Origin of the sequence: Pseudomonas sp. R1-15 (assembly GCF_051132085.1) — a bacterium.
GTDB lineage: Bacteria > Pseudomonadota > Gammaproteobacteria > Pseudomonadales > Pseudomonadaceae > Aquipseudomonas.
In genome coordinates this window covers 4799835-4816538 of sequence record NZ_CP071660.1, presented here as the reverse complement: position 1 = coordinate 4816538, position 16704 = coordinate 4799835, and the positions used below count along the sequence as shown (strand labels likewise).

General features: G+C 63.6%; 14 protein-coding genes. 8 read left to right on the top strand and 6 right to left on the bottom strand.

The genetic code is table 11. The annotated features are described in order from the left end of the window. Positions 1-104: 104 nt before the first annotated feature. The 6 genes from J3P97_RS21700 to J3P97_RS21675 form a co-directional block, all read right to left on the bottom strand. Entirely contained in the window at positions 105-917 is an 813-nt protein-coding gene (locus tag J3P97_RS21700; protein ID WP_305499042.1) for an ABC transporter permease, read from the bottom strand. Then, a complete protein-coding gene (locus J3P97_RS21695; protein ID WP_434572044.1) occupies positions 907-1854 on the bottom strand; it encodes an ABC transporter permease in 948 nt (315 codons plus the stop codon). Before J3P97_RS21695 ends, J3P97_RS21700 begins: the two co-directional genes overlap by 11 nt. A 1-nt stretch (position 1855) precedes the next feature. Continuing rightward, a complete protein-coding gene (locus J3P97_RS21690) occupies positions 1856-2893 on the bottom strand; it encodes an ABC transporter ATP-binding protein (protein WP_434672741.1) in 1038 nt (345 codons plus the stop codon). Between the two features lie 233 nt (positions 2894-3126). Beyond that, entirely contained in the window at positions 3127-4278 is a 1152-nt protein-coding gene (ydcS, locus tag J3P97_RS21685; protein WP_434672740.1) for a putative ABC transporter substrate-binding protein YdcS, read from the bottom strand. A gap of 90 nt (positions 4279-4368) precedes the next feature. Further along, entirely contained in the window at positions 4369-5826 is a 1458-nt protein-coding gene (locus tag J3P97_RS21680; protein WP_434672739.1) for a gamma-aminobutyraldehyde dehydrogenase, read from the bottom strand. 220 nt (positions 5827-6046) lie between these two features. Then, positions 6047-6958: a LysR family transcriptional regulator gene (locus J3P97_RS21675; protein WP_434672738.1), complete on the bottom strand. Its 912-nt coding sequence runs from the start codon at positions 6956-6958 to the stop codon at positions 6047-6049. A gap of 196 nt (positions 6959-7154) precedes the next feature. Between J3P97_RS21675 and J3P97_RS21670 the strand changes: the two genes are divergently transcribed. From J3P97_RS21670 to J3P97_RS21635, 8 genes are all read left to right on the top strand, one after another. Beyond that, positions 7155-7865 (top strand): tellurite resistance TerB family protein, encoded by a 711-nt coding sequence (locus J3P97_RS21670; RefSeq protein ID WP_434572053.1) that lies wholly within the window; start codon positions 7155-7157, stop codon positions 7863-7865. A 225-nt stretch (positions 7866-8090) separates the two neighbouring features. Beyond that, complete coding sequence (locus J3P97_RS21665; protein WP_434672737.1) at positions 8091-9713, top strand: methyl-accepting chemotaxis protein; 1623 nt, start codon at positions 8091-8093, stop codon at positions 9711-9713. Further along, entirely contained in the window at positions 9713-10249 is a 537-nt protein-coding gene (locus J3P97_RS21660) for a chemotaxis protein CheW (protein ID WP_434672736.1), read from the top strand. Before J3P97_RS21665 ends, J3P97_RS21660 begins: the two co-directional genes overlap by 1 nt. After that, a complete protein-coding gene (locus tag J3P97_RS21655) occupies positions 10246-11511 on the top strand; it encodes a CheR family methyltransferase (RefSeq protein WP_434672735.1) in 1266 nt (421 codons plus the stop codon). The genes J3P97_RS21660 and J3P97_RS21655 overlap by 4 nt, the downstream gene beginning before the upstream one ends. Beyond that, a complete protein-coding gene (locus J3P97_RS21650; RefSeq protein WP_434672734.1) occupies positions 11508-12179 on the top strand; it encodes a chemotaxis protein CheW in 672 nt (223 codons plus the stop codon). The genes J3P97_RS21655 and J3P97_RS21650 overlap by 4 nt, the downstream gene beginning before the upstream one ends. Continuing rightward, entirely contained in the window at positions 12176-14443 is a 2268-nt protein-coding gene (locus tag J3P97_RS21645) for a hybrid sensor histidine kinase/response regulator (RefSeq protein WP_434672733.1), read from the top strand. Before J3P97_RS21650 ends, J3P97_RS21645 begins: the two co-directional genes overlap by 4 nt. Continuing rightward, a complete protein-coding gene (locus J3P97_RS21640; RefSeq protein ID WP_434628651.1) occupies positions 14440-15450 on the top strand; it encodes a chemotaxis response regulator protein-glutamate methylesterase in 1011 nt (336 codons plus the stop codon). The genes J3P97_RS21645 and J3P97_RS21640 overlap by 4 nt, the downstream gene beginning before the upstream one ends. Positions 15451-15487: 37 nt before the next feature. Beyond that, positions 15488-16489: a diguanylate cyclase domain-containing protein gene (locus J3P97_RS21635; protein ID WP_434672732.1), complete on the top strand. Its 1002-nt coding sequence runs from the start codon at positions 15488-15490 to the stop codon at positions 16487-16489. The last annotated feature ends 215 nt before the right edge of the window (positions 16490-16704 follow it).

Below are 16704 nucleotides of genomic sequence, written 5' to 3'. Positions count from 1 at the left end.
CCTGCTCGCGATGGCGATGCAACAGTCGACATCGCTGCTGAATGCTGATCTGTCATCTCGAGCAGGCTCGCTCCCACATGGGATAGTTTTCATTGGGGCCTGGGTTACTTCCCACCACTCCCCGCCACGCTCTCCCCGCCGCGCGTCAGGTAATACGCGCCGAGTATCGGCAGCATCGTCACCAACATCACCAGCATCGCCACCACATTGGTCACTGGCACGTCGCGAGGGCGGCTGAGCTGGTTGAGCAGCCAGAGCGGCAGCGTGCGCTCATGACCGGCGGTGAACGTGGTGACGATGATTTCATCGAACGACAGGGCAAACGCCAGCATCCCGCCGGCCAGCAGGGCCGACCCCAGATTAGGCAGGATGATGTAGCGAAAGGTCTGCCAGCCGTCGGCGCCCAGGTCCATCGACGCTTCGATCAGGCTGTGGGAGGTGCGACGCAGACGGGCGATGACGTTGTTGTAGACGATCACCACGCAGAAGGTCGCATGGCCGACGATGATGGTGAACATGCCGGGTTCGATGCCCAGGGTCTTGAACGTCGCCAACAGCGCGATGCCGGTGATGATCCCCGGGAGTGCAATTGGCAGGATCAGCATCAGCGAGATACCCTGCTTGCCGAAAAAATCACGGCGGTACAGTGCCGCCGACGCGAGTGTGCCGAGCACCATGGCAATCAGGGTCGCGACGGCTGCGATCTGCAATGACAACTTGATCGCCTCCAGCACGTCCGGGCGCGAGAAGGCGACGCTGAACCACTTCAGGGTCAGGCCCTTGGGCGGGAAGCTGAACGCAGCGTCTTCAGTGTTGAAGGCATAAAGGAAAATGATCAGGATCGGGAAATGCAGGAACACCAGCCCGCCCCATGCCGCGATCCGCAAGCCCCACGAGGCCTTGGAGTCAGAGTGCATCGAAAGCCCCCAGTCGCTTGACGACAGACAGATAGATGGCGATCAGCACGATGGGCACCAGCGTGAACGCCGCGGCCATGGGCATGTTGCCGATGGCGCCTTGCTGGGCGTAGACCATGCTGCCAACGAAGTAGCCCGGCGGGCCCACCAACTGGGGCACGATGAAATCCCCCAGGGTCAGCGAAAAGGTGAAGATCGAGCCGGCGGCAATGCCCGGGATCGACAGCGGCAGGATTACCTGCATGAAGGTCTGGCGTGGCCTGGCGCCGAGGTCCGCCGAAGCTTGCAGCAGCGATGGCGGCAGCCGTTCCAGGGAGGCCTGGATCGGCAGGATCATGAACGGCAGCCAGATGTAGACGAACACCAGGAAGCGCCCCAGGTGCGAAGTAGACAGCGTGCTGCCACCGACGCCGGGAATGCCCAGCACGAACTGCAACACCGGCCCCAGCCCCAGGTGCTGGATGAACCACTGCGCCACGCCGCCCTTGGCCAGCAGCAGTGTCCAGGCGTAGGCCTTGACGATGTAGCTGGCCCACATCGGCAGCATCACCGCGATGTAGAAAAACGCCTTGGTCTTGCCGCTGGTGTAGCGCGCCATGTAGTACGCGATCGGGAAGGCGACAATGGCGCTGGCGATGGACACCGCGATCGCCATGGTCAATGTCCGCGCAATGATGTCGAAATTCGACGGCTGGAACAGCGCCGAAAAATTCGCCAGGGTCAGGTCCGGCGTGACCGCCATGGTGAAGTCGTCGAAGGTATAGAAGCCTTGCCACAGCAAGGTCAGCAGCGAGCCCAGGTAGATCGCGCCAAACCAGATCAGCGGTGGTACCAGCAACAGCGATAGGTACAGGTTGGGTCGCCGATACAGCAGGTTCGAAAAGCGTCGCAACGGCGAACCGTGTGTCTCGGTTCGAGTCATGGCCAGGGTACTCATTTCAGGCCTCGCTGCCGGCGGTATCGTGCAGGGCAACCATCGCCTCGCGGGCCCAGCGCACGGCGAGGTGCTGGCCGGTCTGGTGCTGGGCGCCGTTGTCGTCCCATTGGCTGTTGGCCTGGCTGAGGCTCAGGGTCTGGCCGTTTTCCAGCTTCAACTCGTAGCGCGTGGCGCTGCCCTGGTACTGGATGTCGTGAAGTAGGCCGCTGACTTCGATTTCATCGCCTGCCAGCAGACCTTCGGCAAAGCGCACGTGTTCCGGGCGGATCGAGAACGGCTGTGGATAACCGCTCAGTTGCCTGGCCAACTCACCGCGAATCACGTTGGAAGTGCCGACGAATTCGGCGACGAAGGTGGTGGCCGGCTTCATGTACAGGTTGCGTGGGGTATCGACCTGTTCGATCCGGCCCTTGTTGAACACCGCCACGCGATCGGACATCGACAGGGCCTCGGTCTGGTCGTGGGTAACGAAGATGAAGGTGATACCCAACTGGCGTTGCAGTTTTTTCAACTCGCTTTGCATCTGTTCGCGCAGCTTCAGGTCGAGCGCGCCCAAGGGCTCATCCAGCAGCAACACACGCGGGCGATTGACCAGCGCGCGGGCCAGGGCAACGCGCTGGCGCTGGCCACCGGACAGTTGCACCGGCTTGCGTTCGCCATAGCCGCCCAGGGCAACCATCTCCAGCGCTTCATCGGCGCGCCTGATGCGCTCGGCCTTGGCGACGCCTTTGACTTTCAGGCCGTAGGCGACGTTGTCGCGTACGTTCATGTGTGGGAACAGGGCGTAGTCCTGGAACACCGTGTTGACGTCCCGCTGATACGGCGCGAGCCCGACGGCTTCCTCTCCATGGATGCGAATCGAACCGGCGCTGGGCTGCTCGAACCCGGCAATCAGCCGCAGGCAAGTGGTCTTGCCCGAGCCGGACGGGCCGAGCATGGAGAAGAACTCGCCGTCCTGGATGTCGATGGAGACCCGGTCAACGGCCTTCACCTCGCCGAACTGACGGGAAACGTGAGTGAACTGGACTGCAAGCGTCATGGTGCGGTGCTCCAGAAAGCGGGGCGGGTATGAAATCTCAACGGTTGGAACGCGGTCCCGTGGCGAGGGAGCTTGCTCCCGCTGGGTGGCGCAGCCGCCCCAACACCAGCCGATGCGGTGGGTCAGCTAATACCGCGTCGGTCCATGTTGGGCGCGCTTCGCGCGCCAGCGGGAGCAAGCTCCCTCGCCACAGGGCTAACCATGTCCCCCCGGTCCAAACAGGTGACTGCGACTTAGCGTCCACCCATGATCGCAATGTAATCCTGCGTCCAGCGGCTGTACGGCACGAACTTGCCGCCTTCGGCTTGTGGGGTTTTCCAGAAGGCGATCTTGTCGAACTGGTCGAACCCGTTGGTCTTGCAACCCTCGGCGCCGAGCAGTTCGCTTGCCTTGCACGCCTCGGGCACGGCCGGCAACGAGCCGAACCAGGCGGCTACGTCGCCCTGGACTTTCGGCTGCAGCGACCAGTCCATCCATTTATAGGCGCAGTTGGGGTGCTTGGCCTCGGCGTGCAGCATCGTCGTGTCAGCCCAGCCGGTGGCGCCCTCCTTGGGGATCGTCGAGGCGATTGGCTGTTTTTCGTTGATCAGGCCGTTGACCTGGTATGGCCAGGCGCCGGATGCGACCACGCCTTCGTTTTTGAAATCGCTCATCTGCACGGTCGTGTCATGCCAGTAGCGGTGGATCAACGGCTGCTGGGCACGCAGTAATTCCAGCACGGCCTTGTACTGGGCTTCGTCGAGTTGATACGGATCCTTGATGCCCAGCTCGGGCTTGGCGGTCTTGAGGTAAAGCGCCGCGTCGGCGATGTAGATCGGCCCATCGTAGGCTTGCACCCGGCCCTTGTTCGGCTTGCCGTCGGGCAGGTTCTGCGCCTCGAACAGGACGCTCCAGCTGGTCGGCGCTTGCTTGAATACTTCGGTGTTGTACATCAGTACGTTCGGCCCCCACTGGTACGGCGTCCCGTAGGTCTGTTGGCTGACCACGTACCACGGCGCGTCCTTGAGGTGCGGGTCGAGGTTTTTCCAGTTGGCGATCAACGCGGTATTGATCGGCTGCACGCGTTTGCCGGCAATCAGCCGTAGCGAGGCATCGCCCGACGCGGTGACCAGGTCGTAGCCGCCCTTGGTCATCAGGCTGACCATTTCGTCGGAGGTGGCGGCGGTCTTGACGTTGACCTTGCAGCCGGTTTCTTTCTCGAAACCGCTGACCCAGTCATAGGCCTTGTCGCTTTCGCCGCGTTCGATGTAGCCCGGCCAGGCGACGATATCCAGTTGGCCTTCGCCAGCGCCAATGGCCTTGAGCGGTTCGGCGGCCTGGAGGCTGGCGCTGGCCAGCAGCGCCGTGGTGATTGCGCTGAGCAATGCGGTCTTGTGCGCGTACATGGAAATCCCTCTTGCTTTAATTATGGTCGGGGCAGTTTTCGAACGGGGTGAAGCGCCATGGCTGGCCTGTTATTAGAGTAGTGCTGTTCCCTACAGATGCTGGCCGTGGCGGGCCATGATGTGGCGCACCACGCTGTAGTCCTGAAGCGAATCGCTGGACAGGTCCTTCCCATAACCTGAGCGTTTCAGGCCGCCGTGGGGCATTTCGCTGACCAGCATGAAATGACTGTTGATCCAGGTGCAGCCGTATTGCAGCCGCGCCGCCACCTGCATCGCCTTGTCGAGGTTGTGGGTCCAGACCGAGGAGGCCAGGCCGTATTCCGAATCGTTGGCCCAGTCCACCGCCTGGCTGAGTTCATCGAAACGGGTCACGGTGACCACCGGGCCGAATACTTCGCGCTGGACGATCTCGTCGCTTTGCTTGCAGCCTGCCAACAGCGTGGGCTGGTAATAGAAACCGGCGCCGGAATGCACCGCCGCGCCGGTGATGCGCTCGATATGCGGCTGGCCGAGGGCACGCTCGACGAAACTGGCGACGCGGTCGCGCTGGCGGGTGCTGATCAGCGGACTGATTTCGTTGTCGGCATCGCGCTTGCCGGCAAAGCGCAGGCTGCTGACCGCCGCGCCGAGTTCAGCCACCAGCCGGTCGTGAATCCCGGACTGGGCGTATATCCGGCACGCAGCGGTGCAATCCTGGCCAGCGTTGTAGTAACCATAGGTGCGTACACCCTCGACCACTGCCTGCAGGTCGGCGTCGTCACAGACGATCACCGGGGCCTTGCCGCCCAGTTCCAGGTGCGTGCGCTTGAGGGTTTTTGCCGCGGCCTGGAGGATTTTCTGGCCGGTGACGATATCGCCCGTCAACGAGACCATGCGCACCTTGGGGTGGCTGACCAGATGGCTGCCGACACCTTCGCCGCCACCGCAGATGATGTTGATGACGCCGCGCGGCAGGATCTCTGCCATGATCGGCGCCAGGGCCAGGATCGACAGCGGCGTGTGTTCCGAAGGCTTGAACACCAGGGTATTGCCGGCGGCGAGGGCCGGGGCGATTTTCCAGGCCGCCATCATGATCGGGTAGTTCCAGGGCGCAATGGACGCCACCACGCCAATCGGGTCGCGACGCACCATGCTGGTGTAGCCCGGCAAGTATTCGCCGCTGAGCTGGCCGGTCTGGCAGCGTACGGCGCCGGCAAAAAAACGGAACACATCCACCGTGGCGCTCAGGTCGTCCTGACGCGCCAGGTGCAGTGGCTTGCCACAGTTCAGGGATTCGAGACGGGCCAGGTAATCGGCGTTTTTTTCGACAGCGCCGGCGATCTCCAACAGCAGGTTCGAGCGTTGTTGCGGCGTGGTGCGCGACCAGCCGTCAAAGGCCTGATGAGCCGCGAGGATCGCGGCTTCGACCTGTTCGGTACTGGCCTCGGCGATGTGGGCGAGCACTTCACCGGTGGCCGGGTTGAGGATCGGCTCGACAAAGCCCTCGCCGGGTACGCTTTCGCCGTCGATCAACAACGCTGTACATAACGGGGTTTGCGTGCCGGCCATATTCGCCTTCTCTTTTTTATAACGGTGAACACGGACCCTGTGGGAGCGAGCTTGCTCGCGATAGCGGTATGACAGGCAGCATTAAATTGACTGAAAGACCGCTATCGCGAGCAAGCTCGCTCCCACAATGGCTCGCTCCCACATTGGATTGTTGTGATGCAGCAAGACTAGTGCCCAGTCGCCAGGCCGACAAATTCGAAATACTCAAGGCAGCATTCGATTAAATAGATGGCTTGCGTCCGTGGGGCTGTTCGCGGGCAACAGCCAGGAACGGGTCGACCGAGGCCGGGCGTGCCGTGCCTCGGCGCCAGGCGAGTCCGACATCCAGCGTCTGGTTGAGGTCGGCGATGGGTCGTGCCTCGATGATGTCGCCTTCCAGCGACCATGGGCGGTAAGTCATGTCCGGTTGGATCGATACCCCCAGCCCGGCCGCCACCAGGCTGCGTACCGCCTCGGTCGAGGCGGTACGCAGGGTGATCTGCGGTTGCAGGCCCGCACCGCGCCACAGGCGTTGCGCGTTGCGATCCATCTCGTCGACGTTCAGTTGGATCAACGGCTCGCGAGCCACATCCGCAAGGCTGATGCTGTCGTGTTCGAGCAACGGATGCTGGGCCGGCAGCCACAAACGATGGGGCGAGTGGGTCAGTACTTCGGTTTGCAGGGCGTGGCGGTCTTCCAGGTTGGACAGGATCAGCACACCGACGTCGATCTCGCCGCTGACCAGCAGATGTTCGATATAGGGGCGTTCGTCCTCCATCACGCGGATGGCCACATTGGGGTAGGCGCGCTGGAAGCGGGTCAAGAGGTCCGCCAGATAGTACCCGGCGACCAGGCTGGTCACGCCGATGGTGACCTGTCCGGCAACCTGGTCGGCGCGTTGTTGCAGGCTGCGCTTGGCGTTGTCGACGGTGGCGAGTATCAGGTGCGCCTGACGCAGGAACTGATGCCCCTGGTGGGTCAGCGTCATGCCCTTGGCGTGACGGTTGAACAGACTGACGCCGATTTCCTCTTCCAGTTGCTGGATGGCCAGGGTCAGGGTGGATTGGGAGATGAACGCGGTTTGCGCGGCGGCGGAAATCGAACCGGTTTCGGCTACCGCGATGAAATGACGGATCTGGCGCAGGGTCATCATTGTTGGATACCCAGGAAACGTATTTATCGATGTCTTGGAGTGTATATCGTTTTTATCGAATGGCTGCGGCTGCCCTCCAATCACCGGCAAGTCCGTAGGCAACATCTCGAAGCAATCTGGCCGAGGGTGGTGGGGCACTTTCGATCTACGCTGGGGGCCTTATGATCCGGTTAACCCGAATGCGTGGAGGCAGCAAATGAACACCCGTGGATTGCTCGATCAGTTACTCAAGTCCGGTCAGGAAATGTTGCAGAACAAGGCCGGCGGCTCCCAGGGCAAGTCGTCCGGCGGTCTGGGTGGTTTGCTCGGCGGCTCCGGCAACCTCGGCGGAATGCTCTCTGGCGCAGGGGGCGGGGCGCTGGCGGCCAGCGCCATGGGGTTGCTGCTGGGCAACAAGAAAGCCCGTAGCTTTGGCGGCAAGGCCCTGACGTATGGCGGCCTGGCTGCATTGGGCGTGATTGCCTACAAGGCTTATGGCAACTGGCAGGCCCAGCAGGGCAATGCGCCGAAAACCGAACCGCAGACCCTCGACCGCGTCCCACCGGCGCAGGTCGAACAGCACAGCCAGGCGATCCTCAAGGCCCTGGTCGCGGCAGCCAAGGCCGACGGCCATGTGGACGAACGCGAGCGTCAACTGATCGAAGGCGAATTCACCAAGCTCGACAACGACCAGGAACTGCAACACTGGCTGCACGCCGAGCTCAACAAGCCGCTGGATCCCAGCGACGTCGCCCGGGCGGCCAGCACACCGGAAATCGCCGCCGAAATGTACATCGCCAGCGTGATGCTGGTGGATGAGGAAAACTTCATGGAGAAATCCTACCTCGACGAACTGGCGCGACAACTCAAGCTGGAACCGGGACTGAAGGCGGAGCTGGAGAAGCAGGTGCGTCAGGCGGCTGCCTGACCGGTACCGCTGTGGGAGCGAGCCTGCTCGCGAATGGCGTCCAGCCAGTCAAAACCCGTTGACTGACACACCGCTTTCGCGAGCAGGCTCGCTCCCACAGGTTTTGTATCCAGCCCTCGCCACCGATAGCGAAACGGTGAGCGAAAATCTCCCGAACACCGCCATACAGACGCACCACCACCCTCGGCTATACTCCCGGCAATTCAAAGTACCCGAGGTTTTCCTGTGAAGAACTGGACGTTGCGCCAACGCATTCTGGCGAGTTTTGCGGTGATTATTGCCATCATGTTGCTGATGGTGGTGATCACTTACTCGCGGTTGTTGAAGATCGAGGCCAGTGAACAGGAAGTACGTACCGACGCCGTTCCAGGGGTGTATTACAGTTCCATGATCCGTGGGGGCTGGGTCGACAGTTACGTCAAGACCCAGCAGCTCGTGGGTCTGTCCGATCACCGGGAAATCACCGACGAAGACAAGGCGCTCTACCAGCGGTACGAGCAGCATCTGCGCGATGAAATGCAGCAATACCAGAAGCTGATCCAGGACCCGGCCGACCAGGCCTCATTCGACGAATTCGAAGTCAATCACCAGGATTTCAACAAAGCCCTTGCGAAGGTGCTGGAGCTGTACCAGCGCAAGGACTACGAAGGCGCCCGGCTGGCGGTGGGAAAAGAACTGACGCCGGCATGGCTCGACGGCCGCGGGCACTTGAACCAGATCATCGAGCGCAATCGTGAGCTGGCGGAACAGGCCGCCCTGACGATTGGCCGTGCGGTGACAGCCGCCGAGGTCGCCATGGGCCTGTCGTTTGTCGTCGCGGTGCTGGTAGCCGTGCTTTGCGGCCTGTTGCTGATGCGCGCGATCATGGCGCCGATGAGTCGCATCGTCGAGATACTCGAGGTCATGCGCAGCGGTGACTTGAGCGGGCGCCTGAACCTGGCGCGCAAGGACGAGTTCGGCGCTGTGGAGACCGGCTTCAACGACATGATGGCCGAGTTGACGTCGCTGGTGTCCCAGGCCCAGCGTTCCTCGGTGCAGGTCACCACCTCGGTGACCGAGATCGCCGCGACCTCACGGCAGCAACAGGCCACGGCCACCGAAACCGCGGCAACCACCACCGAGATCGGCGCGACGTCCCGTGAAATCGCCGCCACTTCTCGCGACCTGGTGCGCACCATGACCGAAGTCTCCAGCGCCGCCGACCAGGCCTCGGTCGCCGCCGGCTCGGGCCAGCAAGGCCTGGCGCGCATGGAAGAAACCATGCATTCGGTGATGGGCGCCGCCGACCTGGTGAACGCCAAGCTGGCGATCCTCAACGAGAAGGCCGGCAACATCAATCAGGTGGTGGTGACCATCGTCAAGGTCGCCGACCAGACCAACCTGTTGTCGCTCAACGCCGCCATCGAGGCCGAGAAGGCCGGTGAGTACGGGCGCGGTTTCGCCGTGGTCGCCACGGAGGTACGGCGTCTGGCCGATCAGACCGCTGTCGCCACGTACGACATCGAGCAGATGGTGCGTGAGATCCAGTCCGCCGTCTCGGCCGGCGTGATGGGCATGGACAAGTTCTCTGAAGAAGTGCGCCGTGGCATGGCCGAGGTGCAGCAGATCGGCGAGCAACTCTCGCAGATCATCCATCAGGTCCAGGCGCTGGCGCCGCGGGTGTTGATGGTCAACGAAGGCATGCAGGCCCAGGCCACCGGTGCCGAGCAGATCAATCACGCGCTGGTGCAACTGGGCGATGCCAGCAGTCAGACCGTGGACTCCCTGCGCCAGGCCAGTTCCGCCATCGACGAGCTCAGCCAGGTGGCCGTGGGCCTGCGCAGCGGCGTCTCGCGTTTCAAAGTCTGATGAGCGAGTTCGACGCCCGACGCGGTACCGGGCCGGCGGCCCGGCAGGCGCTGTTCCTGGTGTTTTGCATCGGCAACGAGCGCTACGCCCTGCAAGCCATCGATGTGGTGGAAGTGCTGCCGCGCCTGCCGCTCAAGCCGATTGCCCGGACGCCGTCCTGGGTGGCCGGGGTATTCGCCTGGCGTGGCCGGGTGGTGCCGGTGCTCGATCTGTGCGCCTTGACCTTCGGCCAGGCCGCCGAGGCGCGCACCAGTACCCGGCTGGTGCTGGTCAATTACCGGCCCCAGGCGCAGCAAGCGGCGCACGTGCTGGGTTTGATCCTGGAACAGGCCACCGACACCCTGCGTTGTGATCCGGCCGACTTCAAGCCTTATGGCCTGGATAATCCCCAAGCGCCTTACCTAGGCCCGGTACGGGAGGATGCTCAAGGAATGCTGCAATGGGTACGGGTCAACGATTTGCTCGATGAGTCGGTTCGCGCGGTGCTGTTCCCCCCTACGCCGCTGGACGTCGATGGCCTCAAGGAACGGCGATGAACAACGACCAGCGTTTTTTCGACTTCCTCAAGGAGCGCATCGGCCTGGACGTGACGTCCGTCGGCACCGCCATCATCGAGCGGGCCGTGCGCCAGCGTGTCCTTGCCGTGCCCGGCCGGACCACCGATGACTATTGGCAAAGCCTGCAGCATTCTGCCCAGGAGCAGCAGGCGCTGATCGAAGCGGTGATCGTCCCGGAGACCTGGTTCTTCCGTTATCCCGAATCCTTTGCGACGCTGGGGCGACTGGCCTCCCAGCGCCTCGCTGCGATCAAGCACCTGCGCGCCCTGCGCATCCTCAGCCTGCCATGCTCCACTGGCGAAGAGCCGTATTCGATCGCCATGGCCCTGTTCGACGCGGGCCTCGGGCCGCATCAGTTCAAGGTCGATGCGCTGGACGTCAGCCCGCTGTCCGTTGATAAAGCGCGGCAGGCGCGTTACGGCAGGAACTCCTTCCGAGGCGCGGACCTGGGTTTTCGCGAGCGCTATTTCAGCGCCGAGGGCGACGGTTATCACCTTGATGAGCGCATACGTGAACAGGTGCGCCTGCAAGTGGGCAACCTGCTGGATCCGGCCTTGCTGGTGAACGAGGCGCCGTATGATTTTGTGTTCTGTCGCAACCTGCTGATCTATTTCGACCAACCGACCCAGCAACAGGTATTCGAGGTGCTCAAGCGCCTGACCCATCAGGACGGTGTGCTGTTCATCGGCCCCGCCGAGGGCAGTTTGCTCGGACGGCTGGGCATGCGCTCGATCGGCATCCCCCAGTCGTTCGCCTTCAGTCGCCAGGGCGCGCCCGAGCCGCAACCGCTGCCAACGCTGCTGCCAAGTCCGCTGCCGATTCGCCAGCCGCCACCACGAGTCGCTGCGCCGCCGCTTCGGCCTCGACCGTTCGCCGCCGGCGTGACGCCGATTGCCCCACCCAGGAGCAACGACGCGGTGACCCTGCTGGCCAATATCGCCGCCCTGGCCAACGGCGGCAAAAGCGCCGACGCCCGTGCGGCTTGCGAAGAATATTTGCGCAGCCATGCGCCCAGTGGGCAGGTGTTCTATTGGCTGGGCCTGCTCAGCGACATGGCCGGCAATGCGCTCGAAGCCCAGGGTTTTTATCGCAAGGCGCTGTATCTTGAACCGCAACACGCCGAGGCCCTGGTGCATCTGGCGGCGCTGCTGGCTTCCCAGGGCGACGTGGCCGGTGCCCGTCGATTGCAGGAACGCGCGGCCCGTAGCGGGCGCACAGTTGAGAGTGAGCGCAAACGATGAGCGGTTCGGCTTCCTATAACGTGACCCATGACGATGCCCAGGCCATCGATGACTGCTGGAACCGCATCGGGGTCCACGGCGACAAGTCTTGCCCGTTGCTGGTCGAACATATCCATTGCCGCAACTGTTCGGTGTACTCGGCGGCGGCCACCCGTTTGCTCGACCGTTATGCCCTGCGCCAGGATGATCGGGAGCAGGCCCCGGCACCGGTCGACAGCGACATCGTCACGCGCTCGGTATTGATGTTCCGCCTTGGGGAAGAATGGTTGGGCCTGAGTACCCGCAGCCTGGTGGAAGTGGCGCCGTTGCAGCCGATCCATTCGCTGCCGCACCAGCGCTCGCGTGCCTTGCTCGGCGTTGCGAATGTGCGCGGAGCCCTGGTGGCCTGCCTGTCGCTGGTCGAGCTGCTGGGGCTGGAGCCTGGCTCGGCCGCACCTTCCGGCGGGCGGATCATGCCGCGCATGCTGATTATCGCCGCCCAGGGCGGGTCGGTACTGGTGCCGGTGGATGAGGTGGACGGCATTCACGCGATTGACGAACGCATCCTGGCCGGCGCTTCGCAGTCGGCGGGCAAATACACCCGTGGCGTGTTGCAATACAAAGGCCGCAGCCTGCGTTGGCTGGATGAAGAGCAGTTGTTGCCCGCCGTGTCCCGGAGCCTGTCATGACCCCCGATCAGATGCGTGACGCCTCGTTGCTCGAACTGTTCAGCCTGGAAGCCGAGGCGCAGACCCAGGTACTCAGCGCCGGCCTGCTGGCCCTCGAGCGTGACCCGACCCAGGCCGAGCACCTTGAGTCGTGCATGCGCGCGGCCCACTCGCTCAAGGGCGCCGCGCGAATCGTCGGGATCCCCGCCGGGGTCAGCGTGGCCCATGTCATGGAAGATTGCCTGGTCAGCGCCCAGGAACGCCGCCTGGTCCTGCGTGCCGAGCATATCGACGCCTTGCTGCAAGGCACCGACCTGCTGACGCGCATCGCGACCCCAGGCAACAGCGTCGGCGCCGAGGACATCGAGGCCTATGTCGCGTTATTGGGGCGCCTGCTTGAGCCTGCTGCGGCGGTTTCACCCGCCACGTCGCCGACCATCGAGATACCCGTCGAGCCCGTGCGGCTCGAGATGCCTGAACTCACGTCCACGCCCATGGAGCCCGTGGAGCCAGCGCCCAGGAAAAAGCGTGTCACCGAGGAGGGCGAACGGGTCTTGCGGGTCACTGCCGGGCGCCTCAACAGCCTGTTGGACCTGTCGAGCAAGTCGCTGGTGGAAACCCAGCGCCTCAAGCCCTGGCTGGCGACCCTGCTGCGCCTCAAGCGCCAGCAAGGCAATGGCCTGCGCGCCCTTGAAGACCTGAACGTGCATCTCAAGGATCACGCCTTGAGTCTCCAGGCCCAGGAGGCGCTCAACGATGCCCGGCGCCTGTTGGCGGAAACCCAGCAGGTGCTGGCGCAAAAAACCGCTGAGCTGGACGAGTTTGCCTGGCAGGCCGGCCAGCGCGCGCAAGTGTTGTACGACACGGCGCTGGCCTGCCGCATGCGCCCGTTTGCCGATGTGCTATCGGGGCAGGCGCGCATGGTCCGCGACCTGGGGCGTAGCCTGGGCAAACAGGTGCGCCTGGAAATCGAAGGCGAGAAAACCCAGGTCGATCGCGATGTACTGGAAAAACTCGAGGCGCCCCTGACTCACCTGCTGCGCAACGCCGTCGACCATGGCGTCGAGACGCCGGAGCAACGGCTGTTGGCTGGCAAACCCGCCGAAGGCCTGATCCGCTTGCGCGCCTCGCACCAGGCCGGCCTGCTGGTGCTGGAGCTGGCGGACGACGGCGCCGGCGTGGACCTGGAGCGGGTGCGTCGCAGCGTGGTGGAGCGTGGTCTTTCTCCCGAGCACACCGCCGCCAGCCTGAGCGAGGAAGAACTGCTGACTTTCCTCTTCCTGCCCGGCTTCAGCCTGCGGGACACGGTCACCGAGGTGTCCGGGCGCGGCGTCGGGCTGGACGCTGTCCAGCATATGGTCAAGCAGTTGCGTGGCGCGGTGGTGCTGGAGCAGACGACGGGCGCGGGCAGTCGTTTCCATCTTGAGGTGCCGTTGACGCTTTCGGTGGTGCGCAGCCTGGTAGTGGAAGTCGGCGCAGAAGCCTATGCCTTTCCCCTGGCCCATATCGAACGCATGTGCGACCTGGCGCCCGAGGACATCGTCCAGGTCGAAGGTCGCCAGCATTTCTGGCACGAAGGCCGTCATGTGGGGTTGGTCGCCGCCACGCAATTGCTCAACCGCCCGGTAACGCCGAACGACGGCCAGAGTCTCAAGGTCGTGGTGATTCGCGAGCGCGAGGTGATTTATGGCGTGGCGGTGGAACGGTTCATCGGCGAGCGAACCCTGGTGGTGCTGCCCCTGGATGAGCGCCTGGGCAAGGTCCAGGACATTTCCGCCGGCGCCTTGCTCGACGACGGCTCGGTGGTGTTGATCGTCGATGTCGAAGACCTGCTGCGTTCGGTGGAAAAGTTGCTCGACACCGGGCGCCTGGAACGCATCGCCCGGCAGAACGAGGCCCAGGCGCCGCGCAAGCGGATCCTGGTGGTCGACGACTCGCTGACCGTGCGGGAACTGGAGCGCAAGCTGTTGCTCAATCGTGGCTACGATGTAGCAGTGGCGGTGGACGGCATGGATGGCTGGAATGCGTTGCGTTCGGAGGATTTCGACTTGCTCATTACGGACATCGACATGCCACGCATGGACGGCATTGAACTGGTGTCGCTGCTGCGCCGCGACAACCGCCTGCAATCGCTGCCGGTGATGGTGGTTTCCTATAAGGATCGCGAGGAAGATCGCCGCCGTGGCCTGGATGCCGGGGCCGACTATTATCTAGCCAAGGCGAGTTTCCATGACGACGCCTTGCTCGACGCCGTGGTCGAATTGATCGGAGGAGCGCGCGCTTGAAGATCGCCATCGTCAATGACATGCCCCTGGCGGTCGAGGCCCTGCGCCGCGCGCTGGCATTCGAGCCCGCGTATCAGTTGGTCTGGGTGGCCGCCAACGGCGCCGAGGCGGTGCAGCGTTGCCATGAATACACGCCGGACCTGATCCTGATGGACCTGTTCATGCCGATCATGGACGGTGTCGAGGCGACCCGGCGAATCATGGCCGACACGCCCTGCGCCATCGTGATCGTCACTGGCGACAGCCAGCAGAACGTCCATCGGGTGTTCGAAGCCATGGGCCATGGCGCCCTGGACGTAGTGGATACCCCGGCGCTGGGCGTCGGCAGGCCCGAGGACGCCGCTGCCCCCTTGCTGCGCAAGATCGCCAACATCGGCTGGCTGATCGGCGAGCGGGGCAACCGTGAGCGCGCCGCGCCGGCTGCGCAGCGGGCCTCGGTGTCACGCAACAGCCTGGTGGCGATCGGCTCGTCTGCCGGCGGCCCCGCCGCGTTGGAAGTGCTGCTCAAGGCGCTGCCCCGCGATTTTGCCCCGGCCATCGTGCTGGTCCAGCATGTGGACGAAGTGTTTGCCGCCGGCATGGCCGAGTGGCTTGGTGGCGTGTCGGGCCTTGAGGTCCGGCTGGCCCGCGAGGGCGAGACACCGCGAGGCGGGGTGGTGCTGTTGGCCGGAACCAATCATCATTTGCGCCTATTGAAAAATGGCACGCTGGCGTACACGGCGGAGCCCGTCAACGAAATCTATCGGCCCTCCATCGATGTGTTTTTCGAGAGTGTCGCCAATTTCTGGAGTGGTGAGGCGGTAGGCGTGTTGCTCACCGGCATGGGCCGCGACGGTGCGCAAGGGCTTAAACTGATGCGCCAGCAGGGCTGTGTGACCATCGCCCAGGACCAGCAGAGCAGCGCGGTCTATGGCATGCCCAAGGCGGCCGCCGCTATCGACGCGGCGGCGCAGATACTCGCGCTGGACCGGATAGCGCCACGCCTGGTGGAAATTTTCAGCCAATGATGCCCTCTTGCACCCCAGCAGTACTCAGGTGAGCCCCATGAATGAATTACAGCTCGACGACTTCAAGCGCGATGAGAACGCCGCCATGGTCTTGCTGGTCGATGACCAGGCGATGATCGGCGAGGCAGTGCGACGCGGGTTGTCGAACGAGCAGAACATCGACTTCCACTTCTGCTCCGACCCTCACCAGGCCATCGCCCACGCCGTGCGCATCAAGCCGACGGTGATTCTCCAGGACCTGGTCATGCCCGGTCTCGACGGCTTGAGCCTGGTGCGCGAGTACCGCAACCATCCGGCCACTCGCGACATCCCGATCATCGTCCTGTCGACCAAGGAGGACCCGCTGATTAAGAGCGCGGCGTTTGGCGCCGGAGCCAACGATTACCTGGTCAAGTTGCCGGACAATATCGAACTGGTAGCGCGGATCCGCTATCACTCGCGCTCCTACATGATGCTGTTGCAGCGCGACGCGGCCTACCGTGCGCTGCGGGTCAGCCAGCAGCAGTTGCTCGACACCAATCTGGTGCTGCAACGGCTGATGCACTCCGATGGCCTGACCGGGCTGTCCAATCGCCGGCACTTCGACGAATACCTGGAGCTGGAGTGGCGAAGGGCGCTGCGGGACCAGTCCCAGCTGTCGCTGTTGATGATCGATGTGGATTATTTCAAGTCGTTCAACGACAACTACGGTCACCTTGAAGGCGACGAAGCCCTGCGCAAGGTTGCCACGGCGATACGCGATGCCTGCAGTCGTCCGTCCGACCTACCGGCCCGTTATGGCGGCGAGGAGTTTGCCCTGGTATTGCCCGGCACCTCGCCTGGCGGCGCACGGTTGATGGCCGAAAAGCTGCGCCAGAGCGTCGCCGCCCTGAAAATCCCCCATGCCACGCCCGACGGCGGCGAGAACCTGACCGTCAGCATCGGCGTCGCGACCTTCACCCCGCAACAGGGCGGCGAGTGCCGCCAACTGATCTCGGCGGCGGACAAGGGGCTGTACCTGGCCAAGCACAATGGGCGCAATCGGGTGGGGGTTGAATAAACCCTGCCTGGCGAGATTGCTTTTGTGGCGAGGGAGCTTGCTCCCGCTGGGGCGCGCAGCGGCCCTTAAACCAGTTGGCTCGGTGTGCCAGGTCGATTGAGGGGGCCGTTTTGGGGCTGCCGCGCAACCCAGCGGGAGCAAGCTCCCTCGCCACAGGGCCGTACGCTCAATCTCATTCCCCCTAAAGCCGCCAGGCGGGCTGCCGCCGACGCTTG

Excerpts from the sequence above, each read along its gene's own strand:
- J3P97_RS21700 (WP_305499042.1), bottom strand. The coding sequence starts at position 917 with ATGCACTCTGACTCCAAGGCCTCGTGGGGCTTGCGGATCGCGGCATGG.
- J3P97_RS21695 (WP_434572044.1), bottom strand. The coding sequence starts at position 1,854 with ATGAGTACCCTGGCCATGACTCGAACCGAGACACACGGTTCGCCGTTG.
- J3P97_RS21690 (WP_434672741.1), bottom strand. The coding sequence starts at position 2,893 with ATGACGCTTGCAGTCCAGTTCACTCACGTTTCCCGTCAGTTCGGCGAG.
- ydcS (WP_434672740.1), bottom strand. The coding sequence starts at position 4,278 with ATGTACGCGCACAAGACCGCATTGCTCAGCGCAATCACCACGGCGCTG.
- J3P97_RS21680 (WP_434672739.1), bottom strand. The coding sequence starts at position 5,826 with ATGGCCGGCACGCAAACCCCGTTATGTACAGCGTTGTTGATCGACGGC.
- J3P97_RS21675 (WP_434672738.1), bottom strand. The coding sequence starts at position 6,958 with ATGATGACCCTGCGCCAGATCCGTCATTTCATCGCGGTAGCCGAAACC.
- J3P97_RS21670 (WP_434572053.1), top strand. The coding sequence starts at position 7,155 with ATGAACACCCGTGGATTGCTCGATCAGTTACTCAAGTCCGGTCAGGAA.
- J3P97_RS21660 (WP_434672736.1), top strand. The coding sequence starts at position 9,713 with ATGAGCGAGTTCGACGCCCGACGCGGTACCGGGCCGGCGGCCCGGCAG.
- J3P97_RS21655 (WP_434672735.1), top strand. The coding sequence starts at position 10,246 with ATGAACAACGACCAGCGTTTTTTCGACTTCCTCAAGGAGCGCATCGGC.
- J3P97_RS21650 (WP_434672734.1), top strand. The coding sequence starts at position 11,508 with ATGAGCGGTTCGGCTTCCTATAACGTGACCCATGACGATGCCCAGGCC.
- J3P97_RS21645 (WP_434672733.1), top strand. The coding sequence starts at position 12,176 with ATGACCCCCGATCAGATGCGTGACGCCTCGTTGCTCGAACTGTTCAGC.
- J3P97_RS21635 (WP_434672732.1), top strand. The coding sequence starts at position 15,488 with ATGAATGAATTACAGCTCGACGACTTCAAGCGCGATGAGAACGCCGCC.